The following is a 14,678-nucleotide window of genomic DNA, read 5'->3' on the forward strand; positions in this document are numbered from 1 at the left end:
AGGAGACGCCTGCAGTGCGGCGGCGATGCGCTTGCGGCGGCGCGGTCCGGCCCCGCGGCCCAGTCGGGTTCGGCTGTGCGGGGTTCAACACTGCGGCGGTTCGGCCACGCGGCGGTGCGGCCGTGGTTGCCAGGCGGCGGTGCGGCCATGCGGCGGTGCGGCCGTGGTTGCCAGGCGGCGGTTCGGCCACGCGGCGGTGCGGCCGTGGTTGCCAGGCGGCGGTGCGGCCACGCGGCGGTGCGTGATGCGGCCACGCGGCGCTGGACGGCTCGGCACGGGCGGGGTTCAGCAGTGCGGTGGTTCGGCTGTACGGCGCGCGTTCCGCGCTCCGGGTGCCGAGTCCGGTCGATCGCCATCGAGGCCTCGGCCTACTGGCGTCGTGGCGGCAGGGGCGGACGGTGGTAGGTGTTGCGCACCGGGCGACGCCCGGCCCCGCGGCTCGGACTGGAATTCGGCTCGTGGAACTGCGGGACTCCGGACGCGGTTGTCACGCGGCTGCGCCCGGCGTGGATGAGGTGATGGTGGTACGCGCAGAGCAGCACGCCGTCGTTGATGCTCGTGCCGCCTCCGCGCCACCACTCCACGACGTGGTGGCCTTCGCACCACGGGGCTGGGATGTGGCAGCCGGGGTAGGCGCAGCCGCCGTCTCGGGCGATCAGTGCCCGGCGCTGGTGGGGCGGAAAGAGGCGGTGCGCGCGTCCGACGTCGAGGACCTGCCCGCGTGTGCCGAGCACGATCGGGATGATGTCGGCGTCGCAGGCCAACTGGCGGACGTCACGGGCCCGGATCGGGCCGGTGTACGGAAGGTGGGCGGAGCCGAGCCCGCTCCGTAGCTCATCAAGCGAGACGGTGACCATGACCTGCGTGGGCAGACCCCCGGTCTTGGGCAGCGCCCGCACGCGAAGTGCGGCACCGCACGCCGCGAGCAGGGCGTCCAGCCGTAGCCTGGCGACGGAGCGGCGTTCGGGGGGAGCAGCGGTCGTTGCGGCCGTGGCGGTCATGCCCGCGTCGGAGCCCGCGGCGGCGTTGGGTGAGTCGCCGCCCGGGCGCGTGCCGGTGCCCGCCGTTCCGCTCTGGGGCTCGTCGGCAGCAGTGGATCCGGTATCGGTGTCGGTGCGGGCGTTCTCGCAGGTGGTGTCCTCGAACGTGCGCGGGTTGGTCGCTGTGGCGAACACGGTGTCGAGAAGCTCCCGCCCGACGTCGTCGACCAGGACGCGGAGGTGGTGCAGTCCGTGACGGCGTCCCATCTCCCACACGCCAGCGGCGGCGAGGTCCGGAACCATCGGCTCCGGGCCGTCCTGGTCGACCAGGTGGACGATCCGCTCGGCCAGGCGTCGGACACTGTCGGCGTCGACCTCCCGCGCCGCCGTCACGAGAATCTCCTCGGCACCGGTGAGCTGCTCGACCGCCTCCGCTCGGGCGCGCTCGCTCGCGGTCGCCCCGCCGTCCCCGTCGACGCCCTCCTCGCCACCGCCACCGTCCTCGTCGTGGTTCGCGACCGTGACGCCGATCGAGCGCCGGCGGCGGATAGCCTCGTCGACCTGGTGGAGTCCGCGCAGGATGTGTCCGACGGCGTCCCGATCGCCCTCGCCGTCCGCGATCAGCGCACCGACTCGAGGAAACGCCGCCGGGAGCTCTGCCCCGGAGATCGCCACGCCCGGGAGAACGTCCCGCGCCGTGGCGACCCGCCGCCGCGCTTCGTAGCCGGACAGCCGAAGTCGCACCCGCAGGGCGTCCGCCGCACTGCGATAGGGCGACCGGTTCCGCGCGGCCCGACCCCGACGACCAGCGGTGGCTCCCGCGGCGGCCTGAGGGGCCGCGGCGCCCTGTCCTGCTGACGTCGCAGCGCTGCCTCGTTCCATGAGCCCGCCGTCCGACGTGTCCTCGGTGGCCGCCGTGTCGTCACGAGTCGTTCTACCGCTCGACGTGAGCCCGCCGTTCGACCGGAGCGAACCGTTTGTCATCGCGCCGCCGTCGCCATCGACGAGCCCGAGGTGTGCACGCTTGCCGAACGACAGGGGGTGGCCGTCGTCCGCGTCGCCGAGCCGAGTAGCGCCTGCTCCGGGGTCGCGCCCACGGTCGTGGACGTCGGCCACGGCGTGTGCTGCGACGAGCTGCAGGTGCCGGACTGCGCGCGCGAAGTCCTCGATCACGGCGGCGACGTCGAGTGCCTCATCCTCGCGCCACCCGCCCGACCCCGCACCCACCGCCGCGGTGACCGACCTCATCTGCGTTTTCAAGGTGGCGGTCATGCCGTCGAGTGCGCGTACGACGGCGACCGACGTCGCACCGGGATTCCCGCGGAATCCTGGTGACGAGTCACCTGCCATCGAAAAGGCCATGCAGCAGACGCTAATTCATCGAACACACGTTCACAAGAGGTGGCGTCGAGTTCTCCTGTCAGCGAACGCCCATCCACAGGAAATGCACAGGAGGGTCGACGCCCCCTCGGGTTTGGGAGCCTGGGGACAAGTCGTCAATAGGTGTCTCGAGTGACTGGTGATCAGCGTCGGTGCGCGTCGGTAGGGTCCCCGCACGCGCTGCGAGCGGGGGCCGCTCCGCGCATCGAGGAGGCGGCCGACCATGTGTCCCTCGGATCGGCCGGTGTCGAGAGTGGTGACGCGTGGCCGGCGGTGCGCGGGCGTCGTCGGTGTCCACGGGCACAGAGTTCCGGGGTGGGGCGTGGGTGTCTGGCCCGGCGGTGCTCGGGGTTTGGGTGTGGGTGTCTGGCCCGGCGGTGCTCGGGGTGGGGTGTGGGTCTCTGGCACGGCGGAGCCCGAGGCGCGTTGTCGGTGCTCGCCGTTAGCCTCCACGCATGAGCCACCTACGCCTCCACGAAGTGACCGATCAAAACCTGCGAGCGCTCACTGATTTCCAGCTGAAGCCCGGTCAGGAGCGCTTTGTGGCCCCGGTGGTGCTCTCGATCGCCGAGGCGTACGTGACACCGACGGCGTGGCCGCGGGCCATCCTCGAGCAGGACAAGATTGTGGGTTTCGTCATGGCCAACTTCGATCCTGACAACGAGATCGAGGCCTTTCGCTGCGGGATATGGCGGCTGAACATCGCCGCCCACGCTCAGGGGCGAGGTGTGGGCCGCTTCGCAGTCGAGGAAGTCGCCAGCGAGGCGCGGAAACGGGGGCAGGACCGGATGACTGTTCTCTGGGCGGAAGGCGAGGGCGGACCGGAGAGCTTCTACCTGCGCTGCGGGTTCGAGCCGACCGGGGAGCGGATCTTCGACCAGACTCTCGGGGTGCGCACCACCGCCGCGTCGGCGCCGCGCACCTGAACACCGCGTACCTGAACACGGGGGCCGCCGCCTCGGCATCGCGGTAGGTGAACACGGGGGGCCGCCGTGTGGGCATCGCGGTAGGTGAACACGGGGGGCCGCCGTGTGGGCATCGCGGTAGGTGAACATGGGGGCCGCCGTGTGGGCATCGCGGTAGGTGAACATGGGGGCCGCCGTGTGGGCATCGCGGTAGGTGAACATGGGGGCCGCCGTGTGGGCATCGCGGTAGGTGAACACCGGGGCCGCCGCGAAGTGCGCCCGCCTCCCGACCCGCGGATCCCGACCGGCGTCCCCTCGGCCGCCAGCCGCTCGTCGGCACGCTCTTCAGCTCGGCAGGAGGCCTGCCTGCGCCCAGCTCGACCCGTCGAAGCCCACCCCCACCCCGATCGGCACGATGCGGCGGCGCGCCGCCGCCGTCGTCGTCGTCGCCCGCTCCGCACCCAGCAACGCGGCGAGGAGGGCGCGCGCCGCGGCGTCGTCGGTCGTCGCGGACAGGCGCCGCACAGCGTCGTCGTCGTCGGCGAACACCGCACCTGCGGGCGCGAACCAGGTGATGGCCACCGGGACGGTACGCCCGCCGGGGCTCGGGCTCTCGCCGGGGCTGGGGCTCTCGCCGGGGCTGGGGCTCCCCCCGGGACCGGGAGCGAACGCGACGCTGAGCCCGCACGGCCTGGGCAGCGCCTCGGACCGCAGGAGCTCACGAACACGTGCGCGCAAGAGGCCGTCCGAACCGAGCGTCGACCGCTCGAACGCCAGGAGGTCCACCTCCTCCGCGCGCTCGGCACGTGCGTACCACTCGGTGGTGCCGTCGTCGGCGACACCGGCCATGCGCCACGTCAGCCCCCACGAGCGGAACACGGGATGGGCCGCGGGGTCTGGCAGCCGGGCGCCGTCGGGCACCTCGGCGTACACCTTCGCTCCATCACGTCCGTCCTCGGCGTGGCGCCCGGCGAGCCACGCCCCGTACCGCAGCGGCCGCCCGTGCTGCGCCTGCGCAAGCGACTGCGTGTCGACGCCGGCCCACGTCCCCGCGAGCGTGAGCCGCTGGGCCGTCGGCGTCTCCGGCGGGGCGACCTCCGCCGTCCAGCGCAACGACGCATCGCGCCCGGTCCAGGCCAGCTCGACCGGCGCCCCGCTCGTCGTCAGCCGGGAGAAGCGACCGGCGATCTCGGGCCACGTCGACCGCGCGACGCCGTCGAGCAGAGCGGCCAGCGCCAGGCGCGCCCGCGTCGCCGCCGCCGGCACCACTGCCGCCGCCCGTTCCAGGGTGCGTTCCACGGCGTCGACGACGTCGGCTGTGGAGCTCGCGGCAGCGGCAGCACTCACGGCGGCGGTCCTCTCGTCGGTCCCGATGGTCGGCGCGTCCCTCACCGGATCGGCACGAGAATCTCCGTGGACTCGACGAACGCCCGCTGGTCGAAGAGCCCCGGCCCGGAGAACGTGAACCGGTGCCGATACGTGCGGAGGTCGCCGTCGCGCAGCGCGATCCGGATGCGCACCGGCTCGACCTGCGTGCCGGGGATCTCCCGCCGCACCTCGCGCACGTAGGAGTTCGCGTCGTCGCGGTACTCGAGGTCGATGAACACGGTGGCGACAGCCGCCGCGTCGAACTGCGGCACGAACACCACCTCGAGCGCGCTCTCCAGGAGGTCGTGCACCACGACGACGTCGTCGACCGCCTCGGCCGGCGGCGCCGTCTCGCTCGTGCCGTCGGTCAGGTTCTGCGTCACGGTGAACGTCACGCCGCGCCCGTCAGGGCCGGGAAGCGCCCCGCGGATCCGGAACGTCTGCGGTCCAGAGTCCTTCGTGAGCGTGAGCAGTCCACGCGGCTCCGGGTCGGCATACCCATGGGCCTCGAGGCGGATGTCGAGCGACGCGACGGTCTCCCAGTCGACGACTCCCGGCTCGAACCTGATCTCGCGGAACTCCACGTGCTCGAACGGGTTGAGCACGAGGTCCCGCTTGACCGTGTCGGCCTCGACGACCTCGTAGTGGGCGGCGTCCGCCTCCCAGCCCGCCTGCGGCGCGAAGTCGAAGCGGATCGTGGCGTCGTAGTCGAGGTCGCGCGTGGAGTTGAGGAAGAACGTGGCGGTCTTCGGCGCGGCGTCCTGCGGCGTGAACGTCAGCTCGTGGTGCTTGTGATCCGCCGGCACGGCAGGGTCGCCGTAGTCGATCGCGATGTGCGCACGGGACAGCCCGATCGGCGCGAAGTCCGTGGCCGTGCTGGCCGTGATCGTCATCTCGCGGAAGAACGGGTCGTCGAGGTCGATCTCCTTGAAGAGCACGTCGTCGCCGGCGAGGTCCTTGATGAGCAGCCCGAGGAAACCCTGCGGGGCGAAGACCCGCCGGACCGCCTCCGCGCGCTGGTACTTCACCGTGAGCTTCTTGCGCTCCTCCTGGCGCACGAACTTGAGCTTGAACGCGACGGCCGTGGGGAGCTCGAGCGGCTTCGCGCCGCCGCCGGTTCCCGTTCCGGTGCCTGTCCCGGTGCCCGTGCCGGTGCCGGTTCCGGTGCCCGTGCCAGTCCCGGTCCCGGTCCCGGTGCCGGTTCCGGTCCCCGTGCCAGTCCCAGTCCCAGTCCCGGTCCCGCCGGTCGACGCCGCTCGCGCGATCGTCCCGCTCCACGTCCGCGCCGCCCCAGGCACCTGCGCGGTGACGTGCACGACACGGTTGTCCGGGTCGCCGCCCATCGGGGAGTGCGTGCCCGGCCGCGTGCTGGCGGGCGTGTCACCCCGCGCGGCCTCCGCCGCGATCGTGCCGCCGGCGGACGTGACGACGGCGTGCGCGACGGCGAGCCGGCGTTCCGAGAGCTGCTGGTTGTACCGCGTGCGCTGCGTGTCGTCGGAGACGGCGGGGGAGTGCTCGTGGCTGGCGTGCGCGGACAGGCGCACGCTCTTCGTGCCGGGCAGGGCGAGGATCCAGGCGCGCAGGCGGTCCGCGCCCCGCTCCGGTCCCGTCCACGCGCCGTCGCCCTCGATCCGCAGCGTCCCCGACGCATCCTGGTACCGCGGATCGGTCGTCGAGTTGGAGACGTACGAGCGGAACTCCGTGCTCGGCGGCTGCACGGCCCAGCCGTTCCGCGCGGGCTTGTCGAAGTCGAAGAACAGACCGAAGACCTGCTCCGTCGCCGTGCCCGGCCACTCGACCGTGATCGGGTGCGACGACGCGGCGGCCACGTCGATCACCACGGCACCTCCCGCGCCCGGCGTCACCGCCTTCCCGTCAACGGTGACCTTCGCCCCCGCCCCGGTCACCGTCACCGTCTCGGACGTGCCGGTGGCGGACGGCTGGTGCGTGACCGCCAGCCCGGCGGGAAGAGGATTCGGCGACGACGCCGTCGTCGTCAGCGTGGCGCGTTGCAGGACCGGCGCCGTCGTCCCCCCGGCAGGCGGAGTCCCACCGGCAGGCGGAGTCCCCCCGGCGGGCGGGGTGCCGCCGGCGGGGGGAGTCCCACCGGCCGGAGGCGTCGCGGGCGGTGTGGCAGGTGGGGTGGCCGGCGGCGTCGGGATCGTGGCCGAGGCACCCGACGTCGCGAGCTGCCCCGGAACGAGGGTCGGCTCGAACCACTTCGCGAGCAGGTCGTTCTTGAAGAACTCGAGCGCCCACTTCTCCTGCTCGACCTCGTCCGCCTCGCCGGTGAAGTTGACCACCTTGATCGTGATCGCTCCCTCCTGCACGAGCGACTCGAATGCGGCGTCGATGCCCGCCTTCACGAACTTGTACTGCGCCTCGATGCTCGCGCTGAAGTGGTTGAAGATCCGCTCGAAGTCGGCCGTGATCTCGACGTCGAGCGCCGGCCGCATCGCCAGGTAGTTCATCGTGTAGACGACGCCGATGGGCGCCATCCCGTCCGTCATCGCCTCGCGCACGATCGTCGCCCCGGCCTGTGTGAGCTTGAGGCTGAACGCGGCGACGTTGCGGTGGTCCATCGACGGCACCGTGGCCCCGAGGATCGACTCGACCGCGCGGAACGTGCCGGGCCCACCGTCGGGCGCCTCCGTCCCGCCGCTCCCCTGCAGGTCCAGCGCGATGCACTGCACGGTGCCGCCGTCGAACGGCGGCTGGGCGAGGATCGGCGTCGCTGTCACCCCGGGCTCGCTCGCGACACGGGCGCGGATGCGGGACTCGGCGTTCGGGGCGAGCGTCAGCACGCTCTCGAACATCACGAACCCGCCTCCCTCCAGTCCCGTGCCGGCCTCCGCCGGCTTGAACGCCATGAACTGGAACGCGGGCCGGCTCCCGTCCGCGGTCTCCCCGATCGCCACGTGCGGCGGGAGGTACCAGAAGCGGTTCGGGTCGGCGTGGTCGCGGTACACCGTCATGTCGTCGACGGTGATGGGCTGGGAGAGGCTCAACATGGCGGTGTCCTGACAGTGTGGTCGGGTGTCACGGAGTCGTGACGACGAGGTCGAGAGCGGAGGCGGGCTGCCACTCCACGACGCGGGAGAGCCCGTTCTCGAACAGGAACGTCGAGCGGTACTCGTAGGAGTCGCGGGCGGCGTCGACGTAGTCGTACTCGAAGGCGGCCTCCGCGGTGGCGGCGTCGAGGATCACCGTGTCGGCGAAGCTGAGCCCCGCGAGCAGGTCCTCGAACCGGAGCTCGACGGTGACCTTGCGCATCTTCCGGTCGAGGAAGTCCCGGGGACGGTGCACCCGCACCGCCCGGCGTCCCTTCATCTCCGGGGCCAGCACGATGCGCCGCTCGGCCGTGACGGACTCCGGGAGCGTCACGGTGCGCCCGTCGGCGTACTGGAACGTCACCGTGTAGAACACGTCCCGCTTCGTGGGGTCGCGCAGGTCGACGGAGAACTTCTGCGGCGCCGCGCCCTGCTGGAACGTGAACGAGTCCTCGAGCACCAGCCCGGCGTCCGCGTCCACGTACCGCAGGTCGACGAACGCCGCGGCGAGCTCGGTCCAGACGACGGGCGGCACGACCTCGAGCACCCGCTTCGACGGGAACGGGTCGCGGACCGTGACGCCCTCCTCGTCCACGGTGCGCCAGTCCAGCTCGACGTCGCGATGGTCCAGCGCGCGGTACACGAGGCGGACGTCGAACGCGCGCCGAGACCGGTCGAGCTGGAACATCATCCAGGTCGACTCGAGGGCGTCGGCCGTCAGCCGCACGGTGTCGCGCTGGCTGATGGCGTTGGCCTCGTCCGTGTAGCGCAGCTCGACCTCCACGGAGGAGTACGTGGTCCACGGCACGTTCTCGGCACGCAGCGGGATCGGCTTGAACGTGAACAGGTCGACCTCGGGCGTGATCGGGATCGCGTTCTCGTGCACGGTCTCCACGGGTGACGTCAGCTGGCCGGGGCGCTCGGTCGTGTCGGCGTTCTTCAGGAGCACGTCGTACGTGACGTCGACGCCGGTCACCAGCGCGCCCGCCGGGTCGAGCTGGTTCGCCCAGTCGAACTCGGTGCTCCACGCTCCCGGCGTGAGGAACGCGTTCTTCGTGAGTCCGCCGTACGTGGCCCGCACGTTGATCGACGCGATCTCGTCGACGGCGAGGCCGGGCTGGTACGTCGCCGTCAGGCGTCGCCGCTCGAACCACGGGTCGTCGAGTGGGATGCGCTTGACGAACGTCTCGCGTGGCAACCCGCTGGCCGCGATCAGCGACAGCAGCTGCCCGAGGTGGCCCTGCGGGTGGATCGTGCGCTGGATCGTCACCCGCTCGGAGAAGTTGACGTCGAGCTTCTTGCGGTCGATCCGGGTGTAGTCGGTCTTCTTGTAGGAGAACGTCGCAGCGGTGGTGGCCGGGCCCCCGGCGGCCGCCGACGCGCCCTTGGCCGCGAGCCCGCCGATGACGTTGAGGGCGCGCTCCCAGTCCGGTGTCTTCTCCGGCGTCCACGGCGGGATCGACGGCGTGAAGAACGCGTCAGTGATCATCTGCCGCACCTGCGCGACGGCGAGGTCGCGCCGTTCGAGGATGCCCTCGTGCTCCTCGCCCTCGGGCACGAACGTGTCGGCCGAGAACACGATCGCTCGCGACTCCACGAGCTCGTCCACCGCCGTCGAGATCTCCGTGGAGAAGAACATCACGCTCGCCCCGAACGTCTCGTCGAGGTGCTTCTGCACCCGGTCCCAGTCGATCGAGAGCGTGACGTTGTAGGCCGGGCGCAGCCCGAGGAACTCGAGCGAGTACGCCACCACGATCGGGAGGATCGCCCCGTCGAGGCAGGCCTCGACGGCCGTGAAGCCCGCCTTGTCGAGGTGCACCGAGAACGCCGCCTGGTTGACGCCGTACAGCGCGGGCGCCGTGTCGTTGTCGATCGACAGCACGAACCGCGGATGCCCCTCGATCACCTCCGTGGGGCGGTCCGACTCGCCGTCGAGCATCTGCATCCGCACCGTCCCGCCGACGAGCGGCACCGGCACCACGCGCGGGACGTCGTCGAGCCCCGCGGTGCGCTGGATCTCGCGCGCGATCCCGTCGAGCCGGTCGGTGGCGACGCCGAGGTTGCAGTCGAGGTTGAGGAAGCCGCCCGAGCCCTCGACCCCGGTGTACGCGAAGAGCAGCACGCTCGGCACGTCGGTGCCGCTGCCCTCGTCGCGCACCGTGGTGATGTGCGGCGCGGTGGGCAGGTAGTACCACTGCAGCGGGTCGGCGTGGTCGGGGAACACCGAGATGTCGTCGATGACCTGGCTGCGGCTGTCGAGCAGGAGCATGGCGGGTCCTTTCGCCTCGTGCCGGCGACTCAGGCCGGGAGCTCGGGGAAGATCGTGGTTCCGGTCTCCGTGGTGGGGCCGACCACCTTGCGGGTGCCGTCCATGAGGAAGAACGTGATCGTCGACGTGAAGTCCGTCTTCGCCGGGTCCTTGAGCGGGATCGTCCACACCGGGGGCGTCGCGGCCGGGGCGTCGAACGTGAAGTCCTTGCGCTCCCGGACGGCGTTCGTCTCGTCCAGATAGGCGAGGGCGACCAGCACCACCTTGACCTTCGTCCAGTCGACGAGGTTCGTCATGATCGTCACGTCGAGCTTGTCCGCGACGATCTCGCCGACGGCGATGATGCTGTCCGTCGTCGTCGTCGGGCCGAACGGCTCTGTGGTCCCGTCCTTGCGGCTGATGAAGCCCGAGTACGTGACCGAGCCCGCGGTGTCGTCGAACACCGGGAACGCCCACTCGAGGAACGGCATGTCCGCCGAGAGCACAGCCGTCTTCTTCTGCGTGTAGTCGTTCCCCGGGTCCGTGTAGGTGGCGTCGATCGTGACGCTGGCGATCTCGTTCGCCAGGTCGCCGAGCGCCCGGAACGTGATGGTCCGCGGCGCGCCGAACGGGTCCCGCACGCTCAACGTCGTCTGCCCGACGTCGATCGTCCCGGGCGTGCCGGTGACGTCGCGGCCGTCGTCGAGCGAGTAGGTGACCTTGTACGTCACGGGCGTCGTGCGCGCCTCCTTGATGACCTCCCGCACCTGCGCGTTCGGGGCCTCGGCGGTGAGGTTCAGCGTCTTCACCACCGGCGTCGCGCCGTCGTACCGGAGCTCCACGGACGTGCGTGGGACGCGGGCGAAGTCGATGCCGTCCGCGGCGATGTCGACGGAGAGCACGCCGAGGTCGTCGACGTTGATGACGACCTCGTCGCCCGACTCCGTGAACTCCTCGGACGTGAACGAGAACGCGCTGTTCTCGTAGTTCACCGTGTAGGTGTACGTGACGTCCCGCTTGCCGTCGTGCACGAGGGACTCGAACTCCCAGACGTCGTCGGCCGAGGTGAACGTCTCGCTGTCCGTCTTCGGCTGCGGCCCGAACGGGTACGTCATCGACACGGCGACCGTATGGATGGGCAGGTTCTCGAACGGCGCGTTCACCCGCACGTTGACGCGCTTGTCCTTGAAGAACTCGTCCGCCGAGATCTTCGTGTAGTAGTCCTCCCACTTCAGGGCGTTGCCCTCGGCGTCCTTGAGCGTCGTGATGCTCGGGAGCTGGCCCTGCGGGTGCTTGGAGATGAGCGTCGCCTTGGACTCCGTGAGGTCGACGCGCACGTTCGCGATCTGCGTGCTCGAGATCGTCCGCTGGATGTTCTCGAAGTCCTGCTCGTCGTACAGGCTCTTGACGTTCGGGTCGACCTCGGCGGCCGCCGTCAGGAGGTTCCGCTCGACCTGCTCGGCGAGCATGCTCTGGATCGCCGTGCGGATCTCGGACTGGATCTTCGCGTTCTCCTCCGCCGTGAGGTTCGGGTTGTCGACGAAATCGCCCCCGATCGTCTGGACCTCGCTGTTGTAGCGGCTGGACTCCACGACCTCCGTGTAGGAGTCCTCGCTCCAGGTGTTCTCCTCGTAGTCGACACTCTGGAAGAAGCTGTAGAACTTCTCGGCGTGCCACTCGCCCCAGGCGTGCATCTTCGGCAGCCGCCCGAAGTACTCGAGGTTGTAGATCACCGTGATCGCGGAGTTCGCGCCGGTCGACAGCGTGTTCTTGAAGACGGCGGTGCCGATGTCCGTGAGCTCGAGCGCGAAGCACGCGACATTCGTGTTGTACAAGGACGGGATCGCGGCGCCGTGCTTCTTCTCGACGAGCGCTCCGCCGTCCTCGAGGAGCAGCGTCACGCTGCCCTTCGCCCAGTTGATCGGCGCGAGGGTCACCTGCGGGGCCTCGCGGCCGGCGTACTTCCGGGTGACCTCCTCCTGCAGCTTCGCCTTGATCGCGGCTTCCGTCTCCGCCGGGATCGCCAGGTCGGCGGAGAACACGACGAACCCGCCGAACGTGTCCTCGCCCTCGAGTCGCAGCTGCTCGTACTCGATGAATCGCAGCTGCAGTCCGCCGTCGGGGGTCCGAGCGAACGCCGGACCGTTGGGGAAGATGTAGAACGTGGAGTCGCTGGTGTCGTCGCCGTGGACGGTGTACCCGTCGACGAGCCGGATGTCGTCTACCTCGAGCATGGTGCTGCCTTTCAGGTGGTCCGCCAGGCGGCGGCGTCGGTGAGCAGGACGATCGGGCCGGGTTCGGAGGGTGGTCCGGGAGGCGCGACGTGGGTGTCGTGCCGCTCGGTGGCGACCCGCTCGTGGGTCGTGCCGCCCTCGGGCGAGGCGTCGCCACGGCTGGACGTGGTGGTGGTGGTGGTCGTCGTCGACGAGAAGGAGGAGGACGACGACGTCGTGGCCTCCCGGGTGGGCGCCGGCGCCTCGGTCAGGGTGTAGCGGGCGGCCAGCTGCCCGCTCGTGCCGTCGAGCGCGGCGCGTACCGCGGCGACGCGCGCGGGGCTCAGCGGGACGGCGAACGCGGCGGAGTACGGCGGGACGCCGGAGGTGACGCGCCGCGCGAGGCAGATCCAGCCGCCGTCGCCGTCGCCGACGAGCAGCTCGGCCGGCGCGACGTCGAGGCGGGCGGGCCGCAGCGTCAGCTCCGCCGGCGGCACGCCCTCGCGCCGCGCGAGCTCCTTCGCCAGGGCGGCGACGGCGTCGTCGTCAGCGGGCAGGAGGGTCGTGAGGTTGAGGAAGGCGTCGTCGCCGGCGGCGATGAGCGTGACGCTTGGTCGGCCGCGGGCGTCGCGCGCCACGCCGACGGCGTCCGGCCGGTACGTCCACTCGGTGGGCCCGACGCGGCGCGCGTGCAGGCCGTGCGCCGTCAGCTGCGGCACCGGCGCGCCGGGCACGCCCGGCGGCCGGGCGCCGGCCGCCCACCCGGTCACGGTGTGCCTCCCGGGACCGGCGCGGGCACGCGCAGCGGGGTGTCCGGGCCGAGCGGCTCCGAGAAGTCCGACTCGCCGGCCCGCCGCCACCGGTAGCCCGGAGTGAACGGCGAGAGCGCGAGGTAGGACCAGACGGCGCGCGGGCGGTCGGCGGTGAGGGCCACAGCGCCCACCGGCCCGCCGGCCTCGGGCGTGAGCTCGAGCCGCAGCACCCCGTCCGCGCTGCCGCCGGCGAACGGCCCGTCGGGGCTGACGTCGATCGTCACCTCGTGCCGCCCGGCGCCACCGAACGAGAACGGGTCGAACCGTGTGGGCCCGGACTCCAGCGGCGGGGTGCTCGCCACGCGTCCGACGGCGTCCCGCGCCTCGGCGTGCAGGGTGGCGCTGCCCGTATCGGGGGCGACGACGAGCGTGGCGCGCGGCGTGCCGGCGTCGAGCGTCACGCGCGTGCGCTGCATGAGCCCGTTCACCTCGGCCTCGTGCACGACGTCCACGGCCACGGCCTGGGCGCGCAGCGCGTCGTCGATCTCGACGGGGAGGAACGCGGCTCCGAAGGCGTCCGGCCCCAGCACCACCGTCTCGCTCGTGACGTCGAGCTCCGGCCCGGGCAGCTCCGGCACGGGGGAGTCCAGGTACGTGATCGTGCGCACGCGCGCCGCGAGCGGCTCACCGGGTGCCAGGCGCAGTGCGAGCGTCGTGAACGGCGCGGCGGGGTCGAGCACCACGGTCTCGCGCACCGTCGCGGGGCGCTCGGGCGGGCGCGGCGGCACCGTCACGTCGGCGGCGAGCGCGACGGCGCCCGCCCACGGCGGCCGGATGACGCTGGCGATGCCCAGCGTGCGATGGCCGGAGTCCAGGGCCGGCGCGACGTGCCGCCGCACCACCCGGGCGCCGACCTCCTCGGCGGTCATCGCGCGCAGCGGCCCCCACGGGTCGGTCGCGAGGGCGAGGTGGCGCGGGGCGACGACGACGTCGTCCAGCTCCCAGTGCATGTGGTCGGGGGCCTCAGCCGCCAGGAGCACGCAGGCCTCACCGTCGTCGTCGAGGATGCCGGAGCCCAGCTCGGCCGTGACGCGGTCGGCGAGGGCCGCGGCGAGGCGCGCGCGACCGGCGTCGTCCTCCGCCGCCGCGCCGCTGACGACCACGCCCAGGGCAGCGGGTGCCCGGACGAGCGCCTCGAGGAGGTCGCGGACGCGCACGGGGTCGCCGCCGAGCCCGGCGCGCAGGCGGGCGACGTCGACGTCCGCGACGCCGGGCCACCTCGCGGCGGCCCCGCGCACGGTGACGAGGGCCCGTGCCTCGACGAGGGCGATGCCGCGGTGCAGCGCCTCGACCACGAGGTCCGCAGCGACGCCGTCGAGGCTGACGCTCGCCGTGAGGCCCGCGACGCCGGCGCCGTCGAGCGGGAGGTCCGGCAGCTCGTCCGTCCCGGCGAGGTCGGGCGCCACGAGCCGCAGCAGCCCGCCCGCCGCCGGCAGCGGCTCCACCCGCATCGCCTCGTCCTGCCCGAACAGCGCGAGCCGGGTCTCGGGCAGGTCGAACCGCGTCTCGAGCCGCAGCTGCAGGAACCCGGTGGTGACGAGGCCCGGGGACCGGTCCTGCGCGACGACGTCGAGGGTCACCGCCGGGGTGTCGCCCTCGGGCGCCGCCTCAAGCCTCAGCGGCGGGGCGAACGCGAGCCCGGGCCGCTCGTGCGCGGCGAACGCCGTCCGGCCCGCCACCGCGAACGGGGCGTCCCAGTCGGGGAGCGCGTCGGCAGGCACG

8 protein-coding genes are annotated in these 14,678 nt (G+C 72.2%); 1 reads left to right on the forward strand and 7 read right to left on the reverse strand.

Annotated features, from left to right (window positions below; translation table 11 throughout):
• Positions 1-368: 368 nt before the first annotated feature.
• On the reverse strand, positions 369-2,342 hold the full coding sequence (locus BCAV_RS21320; protein ID WP_245528922.1) for an HNH endonuclease signature motif containing protein: 1,974 nt from the start codon (positions 2,340-2,342) through the stop codon (positions 369-371).
• Positions 2,343-2,815: 473 nt separating this feature from the next.
• Here BCAV_RS21320 and BCAV_RS01740 point away from each other — a divergent pair, with 473 nt between their 5' ends.
• Positions 2,816-3,286: a GNAT family N-acetyltransferase gene (locus BCAV_RS01740; protein WP_012725392.1), complete on the forward strand. Its 471-nt coding sequence runs from the start codon at positions 2,816-2,818 to the stop codon at positions 3,284-3,286.
• A 324-nt stretch (positions 3,287-3,610) separates the two neighbouring features.
• On the opposite strand, the gene BCAV_RS22430 is transcribed toward BCAV_RS01740, so the two are convergent.
• Genes BCAV_RS22430 through BCAV_RS01770 form a run of 6 tightly spaced genes read right to left on the reverse strand, consistent with a single transcriptional unit; the run spans position 3,611 to position 14,677 of the window.
• Positions 3,611-4,612, reverse strand: coding sequence for a hypothetical protein (locus BCAV_RS22430; RefSeq protein WP_144016679.1), 1,002 nt, complete (start codon positions 4,610-4,612; stop codon positions 3,611-3,613).
• A 41-nt stretch (positions 4,613-4,653) separates the two neighbouring features.
• Complete coding sequence (locus BCAV_RS01750; protein WP_012725394.1) at positions 4,654-7,644, reverse strand: hypothetical protein; 2,991 nt, start codon at positions 7,642-7,644, stop codon at positions 4,654-4,656.
• Between the two features lie 28 nt (positions 7,645-7,672).
• On the reverse strand, positions 7,673-9,952 hold the full coding sequence (locus tag BCAV_RS01755; protein WP_012725395.1) for a hypothetical protein: 2,280 nt from the start codon (positions 9,950-9,952) through the stop codon (positions 7,673-7,675).
• A gap of 29 nt (positions 9,953-9,981) precedes the next feature.
• The gene (locus BCAV_RS01760) at positions 9,982-12,165 is read right to left on the reverse strand and encodes a hypothetical protein (protein WP_012725396.1); all 2,184 of its coding nucleotides are present in this window, start codon (positions 12,163-12,165) and stop codon (positions 9,982-9,984) included.
• 11 nt (positions 12,166-12,176) lie between these two features.
• Entirely contained in the window at positions 12,177-12,914 is a 738-nt protein-coding gene (locus tag BCAV_RS01765) for a hypothetical protein (RefSeq protein ID WP_012725397.1), read from the reverse strand.
• Entirely contained in the window at positions 12,911-14,677 is a 1,767-nt protein-coding gene (locus BCAV_RS01770) for a hypothetical protein (protein ID WP_012725398.1), read from the reverse strand. The genes BCAV_RS01765 and BCAV_RS01770 overlap by 4 nt, the downstream gene beginning before the upstream one ends.
• Between the last annotated feature and the right edge of the window lies 1 nt (position 14,678).

The organism is Beutenbergia cavernae DSM 12333, from assembly GCF_000023105.1.
GTDB classification, from domain to species: domain Bacteria; phylum Actinomycetota; class Actinomycetes; order Actinomycetales; family Beutenbergiaceae; genus Beutenbergia; species Beutenbergia cavernae.